This is a genomic window from Sporosarcina sp. PTS2304, from assembly GCF_003351785.1.
Taxonomy (GTDB): Bacteria; Bacillota; Bacilli; order Bacillales_A; family Planococcaceae; genus Sporosarcina.
Genome location: NZ_CP031230.1, coordinates 2237053 through 2258006 on the forward strand (window position 1 = coordinate 2237053; position 20954 = coordinate 2258006).

Genomic DNA, 20954 nt, shown 5'->3' on the forward strand with positions numbered 1-20954 from the left:
TACTTTTCCGAGTTGTCTGAATCCTATTGTAAAACCAAATGTAAAGGTTTACAATAGTTTTTTTAAAAAAATTGATATTTAGGTCTTTAAACTTATGTAAAGACCAATATTAAGTATATTATACGATGTAAATGTAAAGGTTTACTTAAGGTGAATGATGATGATGTTTGCTTAATTCTGCTGGTTATTTGATGAAAGGAATTGACTTTTGGAAATGAGGTGTTTATGACAAGTAGCTGTATAGATTGCGTCAGTAAGTCGGTTGGTGTTTGTCCATAAGTTTGAGTGGGTAAGTGACTTCTCCTTTAGTGGTGCAGAAAAATGGTGTACGTATGAGGATTCTCCCTACAGAACCGGACGCTTTCCTGAGGGTGCGCGGCGGACTCGCCAGAAGTGCATTGGCGATTACGCCTGTCGCACTGATCCTCCAGGAGTCGCCGGTTCTTCCGGGAGAATCCTTGAATTTTTGTTCGTAAGTCAGTTGGTGTTCGGCCAGAAATAGAGTATGGTAAGTTCCGCTTCTTGATCAGTGTGGGTAGAGCTATGGATTGCCTGATTGAATGCACATAGAGTCATTGCTTTGACCACTCAGTTCATCGAAACAGTCATAGTAGCTAGCAACACTTCACCACTATCTAACTTCAAAAACAGTCGCATTGTATCAGACAAGTCTATTTAGTTAGTCTTTCACTACCTACAAAGAGTGATCAACCTGTCTTGCACACACAAAGTACGGCTGAAGCTGGAAGACGATCGACTCCGGGAGGATTAAGGACGACAGGCGTAACTCGCAACGCCCTTTTGCGAGGTCCGCCGCGTCCCCTCCGGAAAGCGTATCGTCTGGAAGCGCAAGCCGCATGACTCTTCAAGTCAGCCTCACCACATTCAATCTTCTCCTTTCATGAACTAGACGCAATATGACGAACAAGCGCATACTGTCGGGTTTATGTAGTTTACAGCTATATACTTATCGTTAGACTCAGTAATATCCAAGTTTAGTAGAGACAATAAAAATTCCAGGACACTAGTATTATTTACTAATGTTCTGGATTTTTATTTCATTATAAATGTGCGGCCGCAGCTTCCATACGCCCTTTTTTACTTATACTCAATCGATGCATATGTCGACGGAAACTTTCCATAACAAACGCATGCATATTTGCTTGTGTCACATAATACACGAACCATGGTATCGATGGTAAATAATCATGGATCGCAATAATGACACCATTTGAGCCGGGAACTTTACGGAACTCCATTCTTCCACGTTCATTGGAGTCCGGATCCATCAATAAACCACCTGTAATATAATAGAGCGAACGGTCAGGAGTGCTGCGTTCTGCAGAGTAGCTCAATTCCAATAGCGTTCGATCTCCAAGAAATCCAATTTTACAATTTAACTGATCATCTACATCTGTCTTCACCCACGGATTCAAGAAACTTTCTAGCCATTTTACGTAATAGCGAGCAGATTCGTCAGCAGTCCATCCATTTGGTAATTCAATACGCTGAACTGAGCGTACATCTTGCTTTAACGGACCAATTGATGGTTTCTTAACAGGCTTTTGTTTATCCATCGCCTCTACTTCAAGTGCTTCTCTAGCTGCCTGCAGAAATGGAATCTTGCCGTCACTTATACCTTTTACATAATTCGCCGGACTGACAACCATTGGATGTTTCAAGCTTTCTACTAATGGATAAACAATCTCTTTCGGAGTTTGAGTCACCAGTCTCAACCATAGACGCGATAAGCTAAGCGTAAAAAACGGTACATCAACCATTCTCGATTTCTTGCCTACTACTTCAGCCGTCTTCTCCATCATAGACTTATACGTCATCACTTCAGGACCACCGATATCTATAGAGCGTTGCGCAGGCTCAAAGTCTAAAATCAATGAAGTTAATGATTGTAATACGTCATCTAATGCGACAGGCTGAGTATTCGAACGAGTCCATTTCGGAAGAATCATCATAGGTAAACGTCTAACAAGTTTCGATAGAATCGGAAATGATGAACCTTTTGGTCCGACGATGAGACCTGCTCGCAGTGCTGTGACAGGCACATCATATGAACGGAGGATCCGCTCTACTTCCAATCTACTCTTTAAATGTCGAGATAGATGATCTACATCCTCATCTGGAATAATTCCACCTAAATAAACGATTTGCTTAATCCCTTGTTTACTTGCAGCTTGAGCAAAGTTATCTGCTAAAATGACATCCATATCTTCAAATGTACCTTGCGCCAGTTTAGCTGACTTCAACATCGAGTGAACTAAGTACACCGCAATATCTGCACCTGCTAAACTCTTCTCGGCATCTTTCATAGAAAATAAATCACAAGATCGCCATTCCACATTTTCTGTATTTTCACGTGAATCACCGTTACGAGAAAGCGCTATGACTTTCGCTTTTCCTTTTAGTTTCTTCAAAAGATTATTGCCAATATATCCACTGGCCCCCGCAACCGCTATTACTAATTTTCTCTCTCCCATGCCTATTTCACCCTCTCTGTTTCATGTCCGTATACTTGGAAGTTACCCCAAATACGAGGTATATAAGCCTATTCAACAAAGTATTTACAGAGAAAGGAGTAGATTGTTGCATTCGTTGTCGAAAATTCGTATACTTAAACAGAACTAGGAAAACTATTTTTGTTTCTTTAGTTTTACATATGTATATAATGTTAGGCGGATGATAAATGAAAGCACGTATTATGAAGGCTTTTCTAGAAGAAATTCACGAGACAAGTATGAAATTTACGATGGACGATTTAGCAAAACGTCTTGGTATCAGTAAGCGTACGTTATACGAACACTTTTCTTCAAAAACAGAAATTTTAGATGCGATTATTGATTCTACATTACAGGAATTTGATGATAAGACTGCTCTGATTATCCAAGACCCTGACTTGCCACTCATCGATAAGATTAAAAAGGTTATTATGGTCGTACCGAATTATAACGACTTCTATAACTGGCAAATTCTCGATCAAATGCAAAAAACTCATCCGGCACAATGGGAACGTGTCCATGTCGCATTAAATGAGTGGGATGACTTACGCGGGTTAATCGAACAAGGAATTCGCGAAGGCTTAATCGCAGACCAAAACGTCTCCTTGTTGATGAAGCTAATTATCGATGCAACTAATTCAACATTGGATCGAAAGTTTTTCTATGACAACAGTATTACAGTAACGGAAGCGATGGATTCAATCGTAGAAATACTTCTATTTGGATTCATTAAGAAAGATTCTAATTAAAAAAAATAGTGAATCTTGTCTAAATAAACTCGAAAAACAGTTTACGTTTTTTTGTTTTACAACTAATTGAAAGCGAGATGGAATTATGAGCCTCCACGCATGTGAGGTAACGAATGAAAATTGGCAAGAAGTTGCCTATTTATCAGTTCACGAAAGCCAGAAAAATTTTATTGAAAGCAACTCTTTCTCTTTAGCCCAATCAAAGTTTGAACCAGAATGGAAATCAGTTGGATTATATGATGGAGAAGAACTTGTCGGTTATGCGATGCATGGACGTGACAAGACTTCAGGCAAGGTTTGGTTAGACCGTTTTATGATCGATCAACACTTCCAAGGCAAAGGCTACGCTAGTCGCTTTCTCGGACTTCTTCTGTCGAAAATGGAAACAATTTATCAATGTGAAACAATTTATTTAAGTATTTATCCCGATAATACTAAAGCACAGACGCTTTATGAGAAGTTTGGTTTTAGATTAAATGGAGAAATAGATGATCTAGGAGAATTTCCTTGCTTAATTATGGAATTAGACCTTAAGAGGAGTCCTTTACAATGAGTGCTGTATCTTCAAAATTAACGCTATTAGATACCGAGCCTGTCGGACGTATTTTTTTACGGTATTTAATACCTTCTACTATCGGGATGCTATTGATGGCCATCAATATTGTAGCCGATGGAATTATGGTCGGTCACCGTTTAGGTGCTGATGCATTAGCTGGAATCGGAATTGCGGTTCCAGCTTTCACTATTTTTTTCGCTCTTTCGCTATGGATCGGAATTGGAGCAGCAACAAAATATTCTATGGCGATGGGGGCAAAAGATACGGCTTCAGCTCGTACTATTTTTACACACGCTATTTTATCTATCTTTCTCTTTACACTCGTCATCGGAATCATCGCTTTTCTATTCAGAAACCCATTGGCATACGCATTAGGAGCGAATGAAACGACTTTCCCGTATGTCGCTGATTATTTATGGGTTATTTTACTTTTCGGATTTGTTATTACTGTTGAAAACACGTTTAGCATATTCGTTCGAAACGATGGAGCACCTAATTTAGCGATGATTGGATTAGCAACAACGTCTATTATCAATATTATTTTGGATTATGTGTTTTTATTTGTACTCGATTATGGCGTAAAAGGCGCTGCGTTAGCTACAATTATAGCTTCTTTCATCGGAATGATCGTATTGCTTACACATTTTTTTAAGAAAAACAATAATCTCAAGCTGATTCGTTTTTCATTTAATAAGAAAATATTTCTCGCTATTCTTTTTATCGGTTTCCCTAGTTTCTTATCTGAAGTCGGTATTTCTGTTTTTACTATTTCACATAATATCGCTTTCGAACGAATGGCTGGTACAGAAGGTGTAGCAGCTTTTACTATTTTAAATTACGTACATAGTGTGATGCTCATGCTATTTATCGGAATGGGTGGAGCGATACAGCCATTAATTAGTTATTATCACGGTTCTCGGAACTACGAACGCCAACGTGCGACGATGAAAATGGCTTTACTTACCGCTCTACTGGCTGGTGTGTTCTTTTTCTTTATTAGTCAAATCACTGCTGGTTCCATCGTATCCATTTTCGGCGATTTCCCACAAGAAGTTAGAGACATGGCTACTACGGGAATTACACTCTTCTTTATTGCGTATTTATTTACCGGAAGTAACTTAGTGATGATGACCTATTATCAGTCGGTCGGAATCGTTCGCATGGCTACATGGATTACGGCTTCTCGTGAAATTATCGTTATGCTACTATTTTTGCTTGTCTTACCACACTTTTTTGGTATTTATGGTATTTGGTTATCAATTCCCGCGTCCGAATTGCTCGTATTTATAGGAATCATTCTCTATCAGCGAAATGTTATGAAAACTTCTTAGATAAAAAGACGGAGTAATATATTTAGAAAACATTATCTTAAAGTATCATTTGTTTTACAATTTACTTCGTTTGAAAGATAATAGTAGGAGGCATAAGTATTCACAATTATACAAAATTCGGAGTTGATTCAATTGAGCAAAAGAGGACGAAAAATCGGTGCGGATGGTGCAAAAAGTCGAGAGTTACTATTGAATATCGCTGCGAAGGAATTTGCACAAAATGGATATTATGAAACAAAGATTAGCACGATTGTCAAAGCAGCTAATGTAACCCAACCTACATTTTACTTATATTTTAAAAATAAAGAATCCATCTTCAAAGAGTTAGTAGACAATTTTAAAGAAAGATTAGCCACTTTGACCCAAAATAGTAAATTGCAACAGAATCTCGATACACTGTCGGCACAGGAACGTATTAAACAAAATCTACTGGAGCTTTTTCAATTATTCGAGACAAATAAGCACATCGCCAGAATTGGTTTCATCCATTCAGAGGATTCTTATGATATTAAAGATTATATGGCGAAACAAATCGAACAAAATCTTATCGAAGAAGCAGAACTTGGTTATTTTCGTGCATCCATTGATATGAGAACTGTAGCTTGTTCTCTACTTGGCGCAATAGAACGGTTAACGGTGACTAAACTATGGACAAATGAAAAAACACCAGATATGCTCGCTCAAGAAGTGTCAGATTTATTTTTATGTGGATTGCGTAAAGATTTATCCAATTAATAAATTATAAAATGTATTAACACAAACAGGCAGAGAAAACGCACTCGGTTTTCTCTGCCTATTTTATTTTAACTACTAATCATTACTGTATTACCAACAAAGTCGCCCGCTTATTTCTATCATCTACTTCACTATTACATAAATGGATTATACATCATATAGTTAATCATTAAGCATGCTATTTTATAAAGATTCTTTAATGACTCGCTTGTAATTCAGTACAGACAATATACCGAATATTGAGTACAACACCGTGTAAATACACATAACAATAAGCATAGGTGTCAGCATTTCTGTTCCGAATAAGAACCATCCTGATTTTACTGCAAAATAGCTGTGGCATAGGCCGACTAGCAACGGAATCCCAAAGTTGAATAACTGTTTTTGTTGAATACCTTTTAATAAGTCTGATTGGGTAAAGCCTAGTTTCCGGAGAATCGTATAATTCGCTTTTTCATCTTCACTTTCGTCCATTTGTTTAAAGTAAAGAATGCAGCCGGATGTGATGAGGAATGCTAGACCTAAGAACCCTACGATAAACATGATGACACCAACCGCTTGTTTCTGTTTAGAACGTTCTTCAGATTTTGATTCGTTCCCTGCCCAAATGGTAATTTCTGTATCACGGAAAATACTATCCGCCTTTACAATATCTTCAGGGTTTTTAATCGTCACACCGGTATACTGCGTAAACTCCGAATAAAGTTCCGGGTCTATATTAGTTTGCATCTGTTGATACACCTTATCGTTAACAACTGCTATTGGAAATGCGCCTGTCGCTCTAGTCGGTAATATAGACAAATCTTGTATGCCTTTATACACTAGATCATAGCTTTCAGTTGCGCCTGCAAAAACAATATGACCTTGATCTTTGACCTGCATAATATTTTTAAATAAATCATGTTGGTTTACTAAATACACATCTGTTTCTTCCACTTTCAATTGGTCGACTACCTGATCGCTCACAACGATTATATCTGTGTTTTTAAAATCAATACCTATATTCTCCGAAGATACCGACAATACATCGGATAAATTAACTCTGACATACAGAAAATCGATTGTTGTAGCTGAATGGTCTATCCCGCTATTCGTAAGTTCCGTGGTAAATTGGTTTGCATGGTCAGTTAATATAGAAAAATCAGCTGGTATACTACGTTCTATCGTTTTTTCTACAGAATAATACGTAATATAACTAAGCGATAATAACGCAATAGAAAGCGCAGATAATGTCGTAATAATCATCAATAAAAAAGAATTCGACTTCATTCGGAACATGATTGAAGATAAAGACAATACATCATTGACATTCAAATAACCATCTTTATGCTTTCGTATGATATTGAAAATAAAACTAACCGAGCCTTTATAAAATAAATACGTACCTACAATAACAGATGCCAATATTGTGATCATCGCAAGAAATAATTGATTTCCGACGAATAAATCGCTGAATAACCGAGACGATAAATAATAGCCAAAAACAATAAGCACAATCCCGATGATACCAAGAACTATTTGGAATGCGTTCATTTTTTTCACTCGTTGTTGCGCTACCGAAGTTACGCGGAAAAGGGATAAAATACTTTGTCTACGAATGAAAATAGCGTTCATAAGTAAAATCAGTACATAAATTGCGGCAAAGACGATGAGTGTCTGAATGAATGCTTCAGAAGAAAAACGTAATGTGGCTACATCGTCTACACCAGTTACTTTAAACAAAATCATCATTAATAATCGCGACATAGAAAAACCTAAAAACATCCCCATAATGAGGGAGCAAATATAAAGGATGAAATTTTCGATGCTTAGTATACGGAAAACTGTTCCTTTCGTCATACCGATCAACTGAAATAAACCGATCTCTTTACTACGTCGCTTAATAAATAAATTATTTGCATACAATAAAAACACTGAGACAATAATAATGAGTAAAATCGAACCTGATTTCATAGCTGCCGCGCCTTTTACCCCGCCCGTCGTCTCGTCCATCGCTGGATCAAATTGCAGTGTGACAAATGAAAAATACAGCGCTACACTAAAAATCAACGCAAATATATAGACATAATAATGCTTGAGATTTTTCTTGATATTGCGGAAAATTAATTGATTAACTGTCATGTTGCACCCCGCCTAGCACACCTTGCGTTTTAATAATGTCATTAAAAAATGCGTTGCGTGTTTGGTCTCCTTTATAGAGTTGCGTGTAGATTTGTCCGTCTTTAATGAATACTACACGCTGACTGAAACTGGCAGCTAGCGGATCGTGAGTGACCATCACAATGGAAGCGTTACGCTTTGTGTTCAAATCGCTCAGCTTATTCAACAAATCAGACGCTGCTTTCGAGTCAAGTGCTCCTGTTGGCTCATCCGCAAAAATAATAGATGGATCATGGATGAATGCTCGTGCCGCAGATGTCCGTTGTTTTTGACCGCCCGATAGTTCGTTCGGATATTTATTCGCGAGCTCTGTTATGCCTAAATCTTCTGCTACGGCATGAAACTTTTCGTTCGCTCTTTTCTTCGCCAACTTTTGTACAGACAGCGGCAAAAGAATATTTTCTTTAACCGTCAATGTATCTAGTAAATTATAGTCTTGAAAAATAAAGCCCAAATGTCGCTTACGGAATTCCGCCATTTGTTTTTCTTTCATTGCATCGATGTTTTGTCCTTCGATACTAATCGTTCCTTGGCTTACTCTATCAATAGATGAAAGGACATTCAGCAATGTCGTTTTGCCAGAACCTGAAGCTCCCATAATAGTAACGAACTCACCTTTCTTCACTTCTAGATCCAGCGCACTCAATACTTCTGTTTTGTTGAATTTCGTTCCGTATGTTTTATACACTTTCATTGCTTGTAAAATTACCATATCCATCACTCCTCGTTACTTCTATTGTAAAGAATTATTATGACTCTCTCCTGCCTTTCATATGACAATTTGAAAAAGCATGTGACATTATCGTCACATGCCTCGAATTGATATAGGATAAGTGATTCTTCTTTTGTGGTGTAGTAAAGTGGTGTACTCGTTAGGATTCTCCCTACAGAACTGGACGATGTCCCCTCCGGAAAGCGTATCGTCTGGAAGCGCAAGCCGCAGGACACTCTAAGTCAGCTTCACTCCATCCAACCATCACAAGTCGCTCTCATCTTTCTATCACTTCACTTACTTTAAAATAAATTACACATCATATGGTTAATCAACAAGCGTAATTTTCTTAGATAGTTGCCAATCGAGTCCATTCATTCTCTTTTGGGAACGTTAAAGTAAAGAGAGTGCCTTTTCCTATTGTTGATTGTACTTGTATGTTGATATGTAATGACTCAGCCACTTGTTTCGCCAAATACAAGCCCATTCCTGTAGCTGCATGATCTTGGTGACTTGCGGTACTTGTAAAACCTTTATCAAATATTCTCGGGACGTCCTGTGGAGCAATCCCACGGCCAAAATCTTGGATAGACAGCACGGTCATTTCATTGGCTTTTTCACTTTTTATATAAATTTCTGACGCATCGCTGTATTTCACAGCATTCGTTAGAAGTTGCCTACAGATGAACCCCAGCCATTTTGCATCCGTCAACACATTCTCTGCTTCCAATGTAAGATCAAAGCCAATGCCTTTTTGCAAACACCAATTTTTCAAGGATTTGATCTCTTGTGACAGTATTTCCTGTAAATTCGATTTCTCTATAGACAAGTCATTTTGAATAAAAGGAATCCGCCTTTGGTGAAGTTGCTGATCAAGTAGTAAATGAATTCGCAGCCACTCGTATAGTAGTTGTCTCCTAAGCGATGCATCGGTCATTCGTTCAATCATTAGTTGCATAGTAGTTAACGGTGTCTTCACTTCGTGGATCCAATGTAAAATATCATCTTTCTCCTGTTCTGTACTAATTTGCAATTTTGCCAGCTGTCTCTTATACATAGCCTGTTGTTCTACTATTCGTTCATGCGTAATATTCTCAAACGGACTTCTAGCATCTAGTATATTCGTTACATCTACAGTCATTTCGACAGTTTCCAATTCTCGATAAAACTTTGTCTCTTTCACATATCTAATGACGATAAATAGTCCGAAAAATAAACTGGAGAGAAATACGATATACATAATGGAACGAATATTTATACTAGAATCCAAATAACCGATTAATAAAACGAGTAGTTGCAATAAGACAAAAAAGAGAATCCAGCTGAACCTTTCTTTTATAAATAATCGGATCATCTTTGCATCTCCCGCGCTACATATCCTTGCCCTACTTTTGTTTCGATAACATCGATTAGCCCTATCTCTGCAATTTTTTTACGTAACCGATTGACATTTACTGTAAGTGTATTATCACTAACAAATCGTTCATCATCCCATAGACTCGTAATAATTTCTTCACGTGTTACAATCTCATTTTTTCTTTCAATTAATAGTTTTACGATAGCCATTTCATTTTTAGTAAGTTCGATTGAGCCATCTTCAGCAGTTACAGTTCCCTTCATAAAATCAACCGTCGCTCCACACCATGTCTTCATCTCTACTGTCTGCTCTACACTGTAATTATAGACACGACGCAATGTCGCTTGAATTTTAGCAATCAATACATCAAAGTGAAATGGCTTTTGAACAAAATCATCCGCACCTAGTTGCATCGACATCACCATATCTGTTGGATGATCCCGTGAAGATAAGAAAATGATCGGTACATTCGAATGTGTTCGAATCATTCGACACCAATGAAAGCCATCGAATTTCGGCAATTGAATATCAATGATGACAAGATCGGATTTGCTATGAGTAAACTCCTGCAAGACATTACTAAAATCTTGAATGCCGACTACTTCGTATGACCATTGCGTCAAACGTTCTTTTACTTCTTCAAATAATGTTATATCATCTTCAATCAGCAGTATTGTAAACAATGAACTCACCACTCTTCTTTTAATGAATACTAGTTTATCGTATCCACGTGGATAATCAAAACGGGCTGTCCTAAAAGTCAAATTACGCACTGTTTTTACAAAATACAACTTTCTAGACAACCACATTTCGACACCGTTCATTTTAAATAAAATAATCCACCGTTAAGAATCTCCATACTAATTCTCGGTGTGAAGCGCTCTGTCATTGCTTGTTTTTCACTCTCATAACTTTCCGGCTTCTCTTCCACACCTTCATAAAAATAGTCCAATACCGCCTGATCTTTCACCCATCTTTTCTTTGCCTCTTCCGCCCACTGATGATCATCTTTGGCAATGATTTGTTCTATTACTCGTTCTAACTTTTCAATCGCCCGTACTGGTGTAATAATAAACGGCAATTGAAAAACATGTTTTGCTGGTTCCTCTACTAAATCCAATGAGCATACCGTATCATGAAATTCTTGAAACACCGCACCTGTCATCAGATTCATGCCGAGTGAATACAAAAATTCTTTTGTTTGGTGACTTTTATAAGAAACTTTAATATTCAGACCTAGCCACGGTGTAAGAATAGATCGCTCCTCAACCCTTTCATACATTTTCACAAATGAACCTAACTCATGAGTGACACGGAATAATTGGTGGAGGCGTGGGGAACCTATATGCATCACTTCCCCTTTAACACCTTCTTGTAATTGAGTGATATCTGTTATAAGCATAAGTTGAGCAGGATTCGGGGTGTCTCCTACCGTTTCAATATAACGCCAATAAAATGGGCGATTCATAATCCTCTTATCCATCTCAATTGTTAATTGGACGTTCATATAATGCGAGTGCGAGTTCAAGATCTCACAATCGTTCTCTTTAAAAAAATGATACAAATAGTCGTGTATTTGTTGCGGTTGCATATAGCTTCGCCTCCCTTTAATCACTTAAACGAGTAGTTAAAATATCGTCCAGCTCCCCTACTACTTTTTCAAACGTTTCAATCTTGCCTTCTAGGACGCTTAAGATGTGGTCATCAATCGTCTCGCTCACAGCTAAATTATAAATATGAACGTCATGTATTTGACCTAATCGATGCACGCGGCCAATCCGTTGCTCCAATTTCATCGGATTCCACGGCAAGTCATAGTTAATGATATGATGACAAAACTGAAGGTTAATTCCTTCAGCTCCTGATTCTGTAGCAATGAGTACTTGTGCCTTTTGCTGAAATAAATGCTTAATCCATTCCCTGCTATTCTTACTAAGTTTCCCATTGAAAATGACATTCGATATATTTTTTGAATGTAACAGATCACTTATATACAGTTGGGTTGCGCGATATTCCGTAAACAAAATGACTTTATCATTCGCTTTCGTTATTAATTCAACGGCCTTCTCCGCCTTTGAATGAGTATGCTGTTGCAACAGCTGACGCATCACTTTACCGACATATGCCTTCTCTTGCTCACTCGTACATTCTTCCAGTAACTTACTCAATGTTACGAAGACTGCATCTGGACTACTACACATTTCACGTTGCAATGTGAGAATTGTAAATGGATCAGACAACACACTTGAAATTTGTTTTACTTCTGTCAACAAACGATATATTTCTTTTTCATTAGACGTAAACTCAACAGGAATTCCTTGTACTTTGCGTTGTGTCCATTCGATTCCAGTAGTCTGCCGTCTGTTTCTAACCATGACCTGACTGACCAATTCCTTCAAATACTCTTCTCGTTCTGCATCTCGTTTATTTTTTGAAAATACGGCAGAGAATTTTTCATAATTGCCGAGATGACCTTGCTTCAGCAAAGTCACTAAATAAAACAGTTCGAAGATATCATTTTGTATAGGAGTAGCTGTTAGTAGCAGACAGAACTTTTTCTTTAAACTTTCCACAAATTCATAACTAATCGTTTTATGATTTTTTAGCTTATGCGCTTCATCTACAATGATTAAATCATAATTCTGTGCATACACTTTTTCTTTATGCGGACTTCTTTTGGCAGTATCTAAGCTCATTACAACTACATCTACATGATCTAACTCATAATTTTTTTTATACAATAAAGCGGGTATATGAAATTTTGTATGAAGCTCTTCTATCCATTGATGCGCAAGAGAAGCGGGCACTAAAATAAGCGCTTTTTTTACTAGCCCGCGGATTAAATATTCTTTCAAAATAATACCTGCCTCAATTGTTTTTCCAAGCCCTACTTCATCTGCTAGTATCGCTTTCCCATTCATCTCTTCAATCACACGTTCAGCCACTTCTATTTGATGGGGCAGTGGCTTAACATGAGGTAAGTATTTCAGTGATTGAAGCCCTGAAAAGTTTTGTATTAGATGATTTTTTGTTAAGCTGTAACTCATCTTATACAGTTCCCATGAGTGCCAAGACTGTTTTTCCTCCAGTCTTTCTACAAAGCCCTCTTTCCACGCCGTTGATTTTTCCAGCTGCATATCTTCACCTCAGTTGCCGTATTCTTAATCATTAGATTGTCCAAAAAAGCATTTCTTATGAATCGGCAAAAGAAATGAAGCTATCCAATTATTATGTATCGTTTATTGATTTATTTGAAAGCGAGTTTGATTATAGCATTTGGATGGAGTGAGGTTGACTTGGAGCGTCTTGCGGCTTGCGCTTCCAGACGATACGCTTTCCGGAGGGGGCGCGGTGGAGTCGATCGTCTTCCAGCTTCAGTCGTACTTAGTGTAGGCAAAACAGGTTGATCACTCTTTGTATGCAGTGAAGAATACGTGGGCTTGTCTGCTACTTCATGTTCGTTTATTAGATGGAATGAAGCTGACTTGAAGAGTCTTGCGGCTTGCGCTTCCAGACGATACGCTTTCCGGAGGGGACGCGGTGGACCCCGCAAAAGTGCACTGCGGGTTACACCTGTCGTCCTGATCCTCCCGGAGTCGATCGTCTTCCAGCGCAAGCCGTACTTTGTGTGTGCAAGACAGGTTGATCACTCTTTGTAGGTAGTGAAAACCATGGGCGCTTGTCTGATACAATGCGACCGCTTTTGAAGCTAGATAGCGGTAAAATGTTATCAGCAACTATGACTGTTTCGATGAACTGAGTGAAAAAAGCAATGACTCTATATGCATTCAGTCAGGTAATCCAAAGCTTCACCCACACTGTTCAGGAAGCGGAACATACCATACTTAATTTCTGGACGAACACTAAATGGCTTCCCGACACAAACTCAAGGATTCTCCCGGAAGAACCGGCGACTCCTGGAGGATCAGTGTGACAGGCGTAATCGCCACGCACTTCTGGCGAGTCCGCCGCGCACCCTCAGGAAAGCGTCCGGTTTCTCTCGGGAGAATACTAACACGTACACTACTTTTCTTCACCCCACGCCCGAATACATTTAGCTAGAATGAAACGTATCGACATACCTAATGTCTCCCCCTACTCCCCTTCATTAAAGTCCAATAAATGAAATATTCCCATCAAAAAAGACCATCACAGAAAATCAAATACTTCTGACTTTCTAGACAGCCCATTGCAACACGCCTATATCTCAAAAGCCGTGAAACTACCTTCGTCATCAAAGTCTGTGACATGTAATACCCTATCCGAAAATGATTCTGTCACTTCTGTATCCGACCCTACAACCAACGTAAGCACATTGAATTCCTTTTGCTTTTTTCTTTCATGAAACGTTACAAGAAACTCTTCGCTCACCTCGTCTTCTCCATCCGTTACAAATATTACATCCGCTTGTTTGAATGTACTTTGTTCTATTACTTGTAATGCCCCTTCAAGTGATAATGTAAAATCTGTTCCTCCTCCCAAATAGGTTGTGGACAATCGAATCAATTCATCACCTGTGATTTTCCCCTTGCTATACGTAGTACTTTCAATCATCGTTGAAAACAATAACACGCATAAATCCCTGCGTTGTTTTTTTGCAATTGACAGTAAAGCTAGAATGAATCCTTTTGATTGATTATCCAGTAACTTCATACTACCTGATTGGTCTAAACAAAATACGATTGGACCTTTCCCAAGTTCTTCACGCTTTTTCTGTTCATATTGCATCGTCTCGCTTTCTGCAAAGCGTCGCAAAAAGTCTGACTTCGTGGCGTCATGACTGTATAAACCTAACTCCATAGGTAATAGACGTTCCATTTCATTTCCGAGAGTGACTCCTCGTCGTTCCATTGCATCCACATAGTTAGACTTTTGTTTCTCGCGCGCTACCTGTTTAAACCGCCCCGCCCAATCAGCTATTTCCTGCATCTTCGGATCCATCGCAACTTTATCAGCTACTTTCAGTTGATCACGCAGTGGAATCTTTTTTAATTCTGCATCCCCTTTACCTGCACTCGAACCACCCATTAAGGACACTAGGCTTTCTTTGACTTGGATCGTTTCTTCTACAGCTTCATCCATCGCTTGAAGGAAACGGTCTCCATTAGTTTCTAGCGTAAGTTGTAATTGATCATTCAACTGTGCGGACGCTTCTGCGAGTTCTTGCATCATGCCTTCTACCGTCTTTTCAACTTCTTCTGATTGTTGAATGGGAATATCATCTGTTAGCGCTTGTACAGCTTCTAATTGTTGCTGTAGTTGCTGATCCTCCGCTTTTACTTCTGCAAGCCACTCATTAATTTTTTCGCTAAATTTCACTGCGCAAACAGTAGATGTCAAATCATCTAATCGTGTAAAATTCCTGTATTCTTCAAACTTTTCATCACTCATCAGTTTCTTCATAATAGTCCTATTCGGTTGTAGTGAACGGTCTGAAACTTCTTCCACAAGTTGCGGTTTCATTTTATATAAAGCAGCCCATATATCTCCAAGCAATGATTCCGTAGTGGGTAATTCTCCTTCATCTCTCACTCTCTGAAGACTTTCTGACATACTAAATAATTCATTGAATCGTCTTTTATCGAAGGAATCTGTGTTTAATACGGAGCGGTGATCTCTAATGATGGTACTTCTTTTCATAAAAATCACTCCTTTTACATTCTGAAAAAGACTCCGTTTTGTTCGTCATTTTCTTTTTTTCGTTCATTTGGTGTTCCATAATAAGCATTATCTAATCGGCTGCTTTCCACTTCATTTTTCATCGTACTGATTTTACTAAGCAATGCTTCGACTTCTGTTGCGCGGCTATCATCTTGTTCTTTCAATTGCTGCAACTCTTTTGTTAATTCGCCAAGTTTTTTTATTGCTTCCATTCCAGCTTCGGTTGATTGGTCGCGAACTGCTATATCATAAATTTCATTTGCCTCATTTTCCATAGATTGTAACGTACGTGCTGAATGATCTTGGGCATGTCGGCGAACGATTGCAGAAACAGCTTCTTTTTGATCAAGTGTTTCCCAAAGTGCATTTTCTAGAATAGCGATATCTTCAATTTGCACAGTTTCCCTTTGATTGATTAGTGCTTTTGCTTGCAATACACCTAATGATTGCTTAAACCGGCGATCGGATGGTTGAATTCCTTCGTCTTGCAACTCTCTTCGGATTGTGGATAGTGTGTCATACACTTCGTCAGGTATACGAACTTTGTCTGTTAGTTCCTGTAGCGTAATAAGATCGTCTAAATGCATTGATGGCGTTTCTACCGTTTCTACTTCATCTTTCATCATAGAAACAAAATTTGCTTCGTCTGCGATAAAATCAATTTCAAAACGCAGTAGGAACCGATCAAATAATGCTTCCAACCCTTCACCGTCTTCTGGATATTCATTGGAGGCACCAATGACGGACATAAGGGGAACTTCTACAGGCAAGCCGTCATTATAGAATAGCCTTTCGTTAATAAGCGTCAGTAAGCTGTTCAAAATTGCAGAGTTGGCTTTAAATATTTCGTCTAAGAAGACTAAATGAGCTTCAGGCATTTTCGTAGCAGTATTCCGCTTGTACACTCCTTCTTCTAAATCTTTCAAAGAAAGCGGACCAAATACCTCTTCAGGTGTACTGAACCTCGTCAACAGCCACTGGAAATAAGAAGTACCTTCTACAATTTTCGCAAGTTCTACAGACAACGCGGACTTTGCTGTTCCCGCTGGTCCGATCATTAGCATATGTTGACGGGAAAGAAGGGCAACTAAAATGCCTTCCACTTCACTCTCTCGTTCGTAAAATTTAGCATTCAATGAGCGTCTGATTTCTTCTAACTTCTGTAAGTTTTCATTTGTCATTTTACATTCCCCTTAGTTTGTATTCAAAAAATGTATACTTTATACTAGATGACTTATATAAACGGCTTTACATAACAGTTTGTTTGAAACTTCATCATTTTAACCTCTTTGCTGTAATATATTTACGGCCATTTGTATCTATTAAAGTACCTTACCCTTTTTTTGCACTTGGGAATCTTTCTAAGAATAATATATTTATCCAACGAGTTACTGATCGATTTGACAGTATATTCAGTTAAATTATTTTATGATATAATACTTATAACAAGACAGGCTTGTACTTATAACGTACTTATGAGGGGGTAGTTGAGATGTCGAACAGTAAACGAAGCACAAAAGTAGTTTTAGTAGACCACGAAGAAAAGATGTCACTGATCAATGCCGCTGAATTTTTAGAAACACTTGCAAAAAAGTTGCGTGAAGAAGGCTCGTTTACTCTTACTCATGATGGACAAACCCATCACGTTACACCCACTTCCCGTGTAGAGTTGGAGATTAAGCTAGAAAAACAAAACGATAAACATACATTTGAAGTAGAGCTTGAGTGGCGTGAAGGTGATCAAAACTCTTCTATTTCTATCGGCTAGTGTAAAAGTAAGCAAGAAAGCGTCAGTCTATTGACTGACGCTTTCTTGCTATATTAAACGTTAGTTAGCTTCCTATCGTTATTGCACTACCTCTGTTTTGTAAAGTGAATAAAATACTTAATGCTGCGAGATAACTCGTCTTCGGATTACTAGGCATCGGTTCATTTTCGATCAGTAAGTTCATTTTGCCGAAATCACCTAAAGCCTCAATTGAATGGGTATTCCGTGTAATATTCGGATCTGCAATGACTTTTACATCCGTTTTGTCGGCACCAAGTCCTGCGATCGACAGTAACAGGGCAACGTTAACATTTTTAGGGAATTTTTCGATTGCATTAAGCGCTGCACCTTCAAATATACATTGTTCAATCGCTTTCTGTTCAAGTCCCAGTGATTCATAAGATTTCCTGGTCGTAATACTAACCTTATCCAGACCCCCGAGGGCATTTGCTGATTGTAGAAGATCTAGACCACCAATCGCGCCTGAAGGTAAATAAATATGCTGATTCGTTGTACGTGCGACCTCTTTCATTTGATGCAAAAACTTTACATCCTTAAACGCCCCAATACTACTCAAAATTATGTCTCTATTACTTTTTAAGACGTGTTCTATACGTTCAATAGCGACATCCACTGTTGCAGCTTCTACTACAATATCGATAGGAGAATTCAGAAACTCTTCAAAATCAGTAAAAAACGTCGCCTCATATTGTGATTCCAGGCGTGGTCCCACTTCCTGATTGCGTCCGAAGATAGAAAGTACTTTACCATCTAGTCGTTTATTCGAATTAATATTTTCCAACACATATTGCGCAATATTACCCGTTCCGATGATTCCGATTTTCATGTCACAACACCTCTTTCCGCATACTAAGTTACTAACTGGACAACGTTACTATACAATACCAGTTTCTGAAAAACTTATATTCATTCAATCAATGTTTGGAAGCCCTTTTTACGTAACATCGTTTATTTATACATTAACCATAACACGCATGAATAGAATGGTGTTGGATGAAGAAGGGAAAATCGGAGGAGGAATTTATGATTGACTGGTTATACAGATAACTATGAACGGGATACGTACGGAATTATTGATTTTTGGATGCGAAATAATTTTGAGCACGGAGAGTTTTTCGATCGTGAAATTAGTCACCATGAATTAGAATTAGCACGTGCCAATCAGCAAATGGTCGATCGTATGGGAAAGATCTTCAAAAAGACTGAATCCAAAACTGGTGATATTAGTCTCATCATTGATGAAGCAAACAGCTCTACAGAAGAATTTAAAGATTTACTTATTCACACAATGGATCGTGCACTTCACTGTGACGTCATCATTTCGACTCCTGTCTCTTTACTCGATCACATGATTCGTGAAGCAGAGGAAGCACAAAAGGTTTTTAAATTAATCGAGTCCAATGCATATATCACACCTTCCGACGCTACACTTCATGAAAATAATTTTTGGCTACGTCAAATGGTCGATCACTTAATTTTCATCAGTCATTATGTAGATGCATCAAACTATGAATTACACGATCAAGTACGTACCATGACTAAGAAATTTGAAAATTTACTGTTGCAGGCACAATCTTTAAAGACTATTATCCGCAGACCGCGCAATGAAGTGTCCCCTATTTTAAATACGTACAATCAAATGATCATAAAAGAAGCTAAAGCACTTGAAGCATTTAAGTTGGAACTAAGTGAACTCATCAAAAACTGTGCAGCTATTACAACTGCACCACCAAACTTACTAGAGCATATCGCTAGAGAAGCGCATCATTTGTGGAAAAATCTAGAAGATCAAGTTGTCAATTAAATTTTCTGAAAACATGACAAACGGAGAAATCCTGTCATGTTTTTTTCTAATCTAAAACTATTTCCATTTGAGCATCGTTATAGTAGTAGAGAGGCGGTGGTGACATTGAATTCGGCTGAACTGGAACACGTCATAAATGAATACAGTGAACATTTATTGAAAATGGCGTACTTCTATTTACGAGACCGGGACCTTGCAAAAGATATCGTTCAAGAAGTCTTTTTATCATTTTATGAGAAATCAACTTATCAGGAACAAGGAAAACTACGTGCTTATTTAACAAAACTTACTGTCAACCGCTGTAAAGATTATTTACGAAGCTGGTCTTTTCGACACCTTACATTTAACAAACGCTCAATAGACTCCGTACATACAACGCGCGATTCATTAATTGTAGAAGAAGAAAAGTCTATTATCGCAAACGCTATACTAAAGTTACCAGTGAAGTATCGAGAAATTATCCTCTTCTATTATTACGAAGAGCTCAACATGAGAGAAATCGCTTCTTTTCTAAGTCTATCTGAAAACACTGTCAAAACAAGAATGACTAAAGCACGCGCGCTACTGAAAAAAGAACTATTAGCAGATTATTGGGAGGTGCTTTCCATTGAATGAAGTGAAAAAGAGTTTAGATCATCTAGCTGGCGATACGTCCAGAGATATAGAAGAGTTAAAACAACGAGTGCTTTATGGAGAACGACGCCCCAAAAGACGAAACCCTTTTCCCCTAGTCGCAACTGCCATTGTTTTAGCAGCGGTACTATTCTTTACATTCACCGTCTACGATGGCGAGCAAAATAACACAACACAACAAGTCTATGAAGTAAATGAAATAGTCTATGACCATTTACTTACTACCGAAACAGGAGGAAGACAAAGTATAACGCCTGAAGAACTAGAAGAGCTACGCTACCGTACGTTACAACAAATTTTGTTATTTGATTCGCTAACCGATTACGCGAAACAAAACGGTTATGTAGAAGATACTGAAGCTATTGAGAAGCATATAGCAGAGGCAGAACAATCATCTGAACTTTCTCCTGAAGAAGAACAAAAACAACAAGAAACATTCGGAGTTACTATGGAAGACTATATCCAACATGTTTACAGATGGTCTTATCAACAACAACTAGCTAGTACTTGGATCGAAACACACGAACTAAACGATTCCAAAACAAAACGAGATGTCTTAACTGCATTCATGGAAAAGAACGACGAAGTCATTTCAGAATTCATGACAAAAAAATCTATACTTTATCTTCCACATTCTATGGATTTCGCAGTATTCGAAGGCATTGTGGCTTATCTAGATCAACAAAAAGTTCTACTCGTCCACGGAGTAGAAGCTTCTCAAATCAAAGGTAAATCACCGGATGAAATTATAGATGCAGCTTATGACTATGCATGGTTTGCACTTGACGATTCCACAGAAGACATGACACTCTACACGCAAATGGAAGTGACATTTGATCCGTTGTCTTCCCCTGTGAAAGATGCAGATCGACGAATGATGTATGAAGAAATTGTCGAGTGGGTGGAGTTGTAGAATTTTTGATGAATAGGGTTTGGTCTATGAGCGCGGGGAGG

Annotated in this window: 18 protein-coding genes; 8 read left to right on the forward strand and 10 right to left on the reverse strand. The window is 38.3% G+C overall.

Going from position 1 to position 20954, the window contains the following annotated elements:
* Nucleotides 1-1061: 1061 nt before the first annotated feature.
* A complete protein-coding gene (locus tag DV702_RS10710; RefSeq protein ID WP_114924747.1) occupies nt 1062-2495 on the reverse strand; it encodes an NAD(P)H-binding protein in 1434 nt (477 codons plus the stop codon).
* A 206-nt stretch (nt 2496-2701) separates the two neighbouring features.
* Here DV702_RS10710 and DV702_RS10715 point away from each other — a divergent pair, with 206 nt between their 5' ends.
* The 4 genes from DV702_RS10715 (at nt 2702) to DV702_RS10730 (ending at nt 5884) form a co-directional block, all read left to right on the forward strand.
* The gene (locus tag DV702_RS10715) at nt 2702-3262 is read left to right on the forward strand and encodes a TetR/AcrR family transcriptional regulator (protein WP_114924748.1); all 561 of its coding nucleotides are present in this window, start codon (nt 2702-2704) and stop codon (nt 3260-3262) included.
* 85 nt (nt 3263-3347) lie between these two features.
* Nucleotides 3348-3815 carry a GNAT family N-acetyltransferase gene (locus DV702_RS10720; protein WP_114924749.1) on the forward strand — a complete coding sequence of 156 codons (468 nt, stop codon included), beginning with the start codon at nt 3348-3350 and terminating at the stop codon, nt 3813-3815.
* On the forward strand, nt 3812-5149 hold the full coding sequence (locus tag DV702_RS10725) for an MATE family efflux transporter (protein ID WP_114924750.1): 1338 nt from the start codon (nt 3812-3814) through the stop codon (nt 5147-5149). The genes DV702_RS10720 and DV702_RS10725 overlap by 4 nt, the downstream gene beginning before the upstream one ends.
* A 132-nt stretch (nt 5150-5281) precedes the next feature.
* Entirely contained in the window at nt 5282-5884 is a 603-nt protein-coding gene (locus DV702_RS10730; protein WP_162805783.1) for a TetR/AcrR family transcriptional regulator, read from the forward strand.
* A 183-nt stretch (nt 5885-6067) separates the two neighbouring features.
* Here the strand turns inward: DV702_RS10730 and DV702_RS10735 are convergent, their stop codons facing one another.
* The 8 genes from DV702_RS10735 to DV702_RS10770 all read right to left on the reverse strand — a co-directional run bounded on the left by DV702_RS10735 (nt 6068) and on the right by DV702_RS10770 (nt 16955).
* Complete coding sequence (locus tag DV702_RS10735; RefSeq protein ID WP_114924752.1) at nt 6068-8005, reverse strand: ABC transporter permease; 1938 nt, start codon at nt 8003-8005, stop codon at nt 6068-6070.
* The gene (locus tag DV702_RS10740) at nt 7995-8756 is read right to left on the reverse strand and encodes an ABC transporter ATP-binding protein (protein ID WP_114924753.1); all 762 of its coding nucleotides are present in this window, start codon (nt 8754-8756) and stop codon (nt 7995-7997) included. The genes DV702_RS10735 and DV702_RS10740 overlap by 11 nt, the downstream gene beginning before the upstream one ends.
* A gap of 349 nt (nt 8757-9105) precedes the next feature.
* A complete protein-coding gene (locus tag DV702_RS10745) occupies nt 9106-10110 on the reverse strand; it encodes a sensor histidine kinase (RefSeq protein ID WP_114924754.1) in 1005 nt (334 codons plus the stop codon).
* Nucleotides 10107-10796: a response regulator transcription factor gene (locus DV702_RS10750; protein WP_114925911.1), complete on the reverse strand. Its 690-nt coding sequence runs from the start codon at nt 10794-10796 to the stop codon at nt 10107-10109. The genes DV702_RS10745 and DV702_RS10750 overlap by 4 nt, the downstream gene beginning before the upstream one ends.
* Nucleotides 10797-10933: 137 nt before the next feature.
* A complete protein-coding gene (locus DV702_RS10755) occupies nt 10934-11704 on the reverse strand; it encodes a YqhG family protein (protein ID WP_114924755.1) in 771 nt (256 codons plus the stop codon).
* 16 nt (nt 11705-11720) lie between these two features.
* Complete coding sequence (locus tag DV702_RS10760; protein WP_114924756.1) at nt 11721-13250, reverse strand: DEAD/DEAH box helicase; 1530 nt, start codon at nt 13248-13250, stop codon at nt 11721-11723.
* 1063 nt (nt 13251-14313) lie between these two features.
* Nucleotides 14314-15753 carry a VWA domain-containing protein gene (locus DV702_RS10765; protein ID WP_240315601.1) on the reverse strand — a complete coding sequence of 480 codons (1440 nt, stop codon included), beginning with the start codon at nt 15751-15753 and terminating at the stop codon, nt 14314-14316.
* Between the two features lie 14 nt (nt 15754-15767).
* Nucleotides 15768-16955: an AAA family ATPase gene (locus tag DV702_RS10770; RefSeq protein ID WP_114924758.1), complete on the reverse strand. Its 1188-nt coding sequence runs from the start codon at nt 16953-16955 to the stop codon at nt 15768-15770.
* 311 nt (nt 16956-17266) lie between these two features.
* Between DV702_RS10770 and DV702_RS10775 the strand changes: the two genes are divergently transcribed.
* Nucleotides 17267-17542, forward strand: a complete 276-nt coding sequence (locus DV702_RS10775; RefSeq protein ID WP_114924759.1) for an amphi-Trp domain-containing protein — start codon at nt 17267-17269, stop codon at nt 17540-17542.
* A 64-nt stretch (nt 17543-17606) separates the two neighbouring features.
* Here the strand turns inward: DV702_RS10775 and nadX are convergent, their stop codons facing one another.
* Complete coding sequence (nadX, locus tag DV702_RS10780; RefSeq protein WP_114924760.1) at nt 17607-18389, reverse strand: aspartate dehydrogenase; 783 nt, start codon at nt 18387-18389, stop codon at nt 17607-17609.
* A 201-nt stretch (nt 18390-18590) separates the two neighbouring features.
* Here nadX and DV702_RS10790 point away from each other — a divergent pair, with 201 nt between their 5' ends.
* The 3 genes from DV702_RS10790 (at nt 18591) to DV702_RS10800 (ending at nt 20913) form a co-directional block, all read left to right on the forward strand.
* Nucleotides 18591-19367, forward strand: a complete 777-nt coding sequence (locus tag DV702_RS10790; protein ID WP_240315602.1) for a DUF2935 domain-containing protein — start codon at nt 18591-18593, stop codon at nt 19365-19367.
* A gap of 105 nt (nt 19368-19472) precedes the next feature.
* Nucleotides 19473-19982, forward strand: coding sequence for a sigma-70 family RNA polymerase sigma factor (locus DV702_RS10795; RefSeq protein WP_162805784.1), 510 nt, complete (start codon nt 19473-19475; stop codon nt 19980-19982).
* Nucleotides 19975-20913 carry a hypothetical protein gene (locus DV702_RS10800; RefSeq protein WP_114924763.1) on the forward strand — a complete coding sequence of 313 codons (939 nt, stop codon included), beginning with the start codon at nt 19975-19977 and terminating at the stop codon, nt 20911-20913. The genes DV702_RS10795 and DV702_RS10800 overlap by 8 nt, the downstream gene beginning before the upstream one ends.
* Nucleotides 20914-20954: the final 41 nt, after the last annotated feature.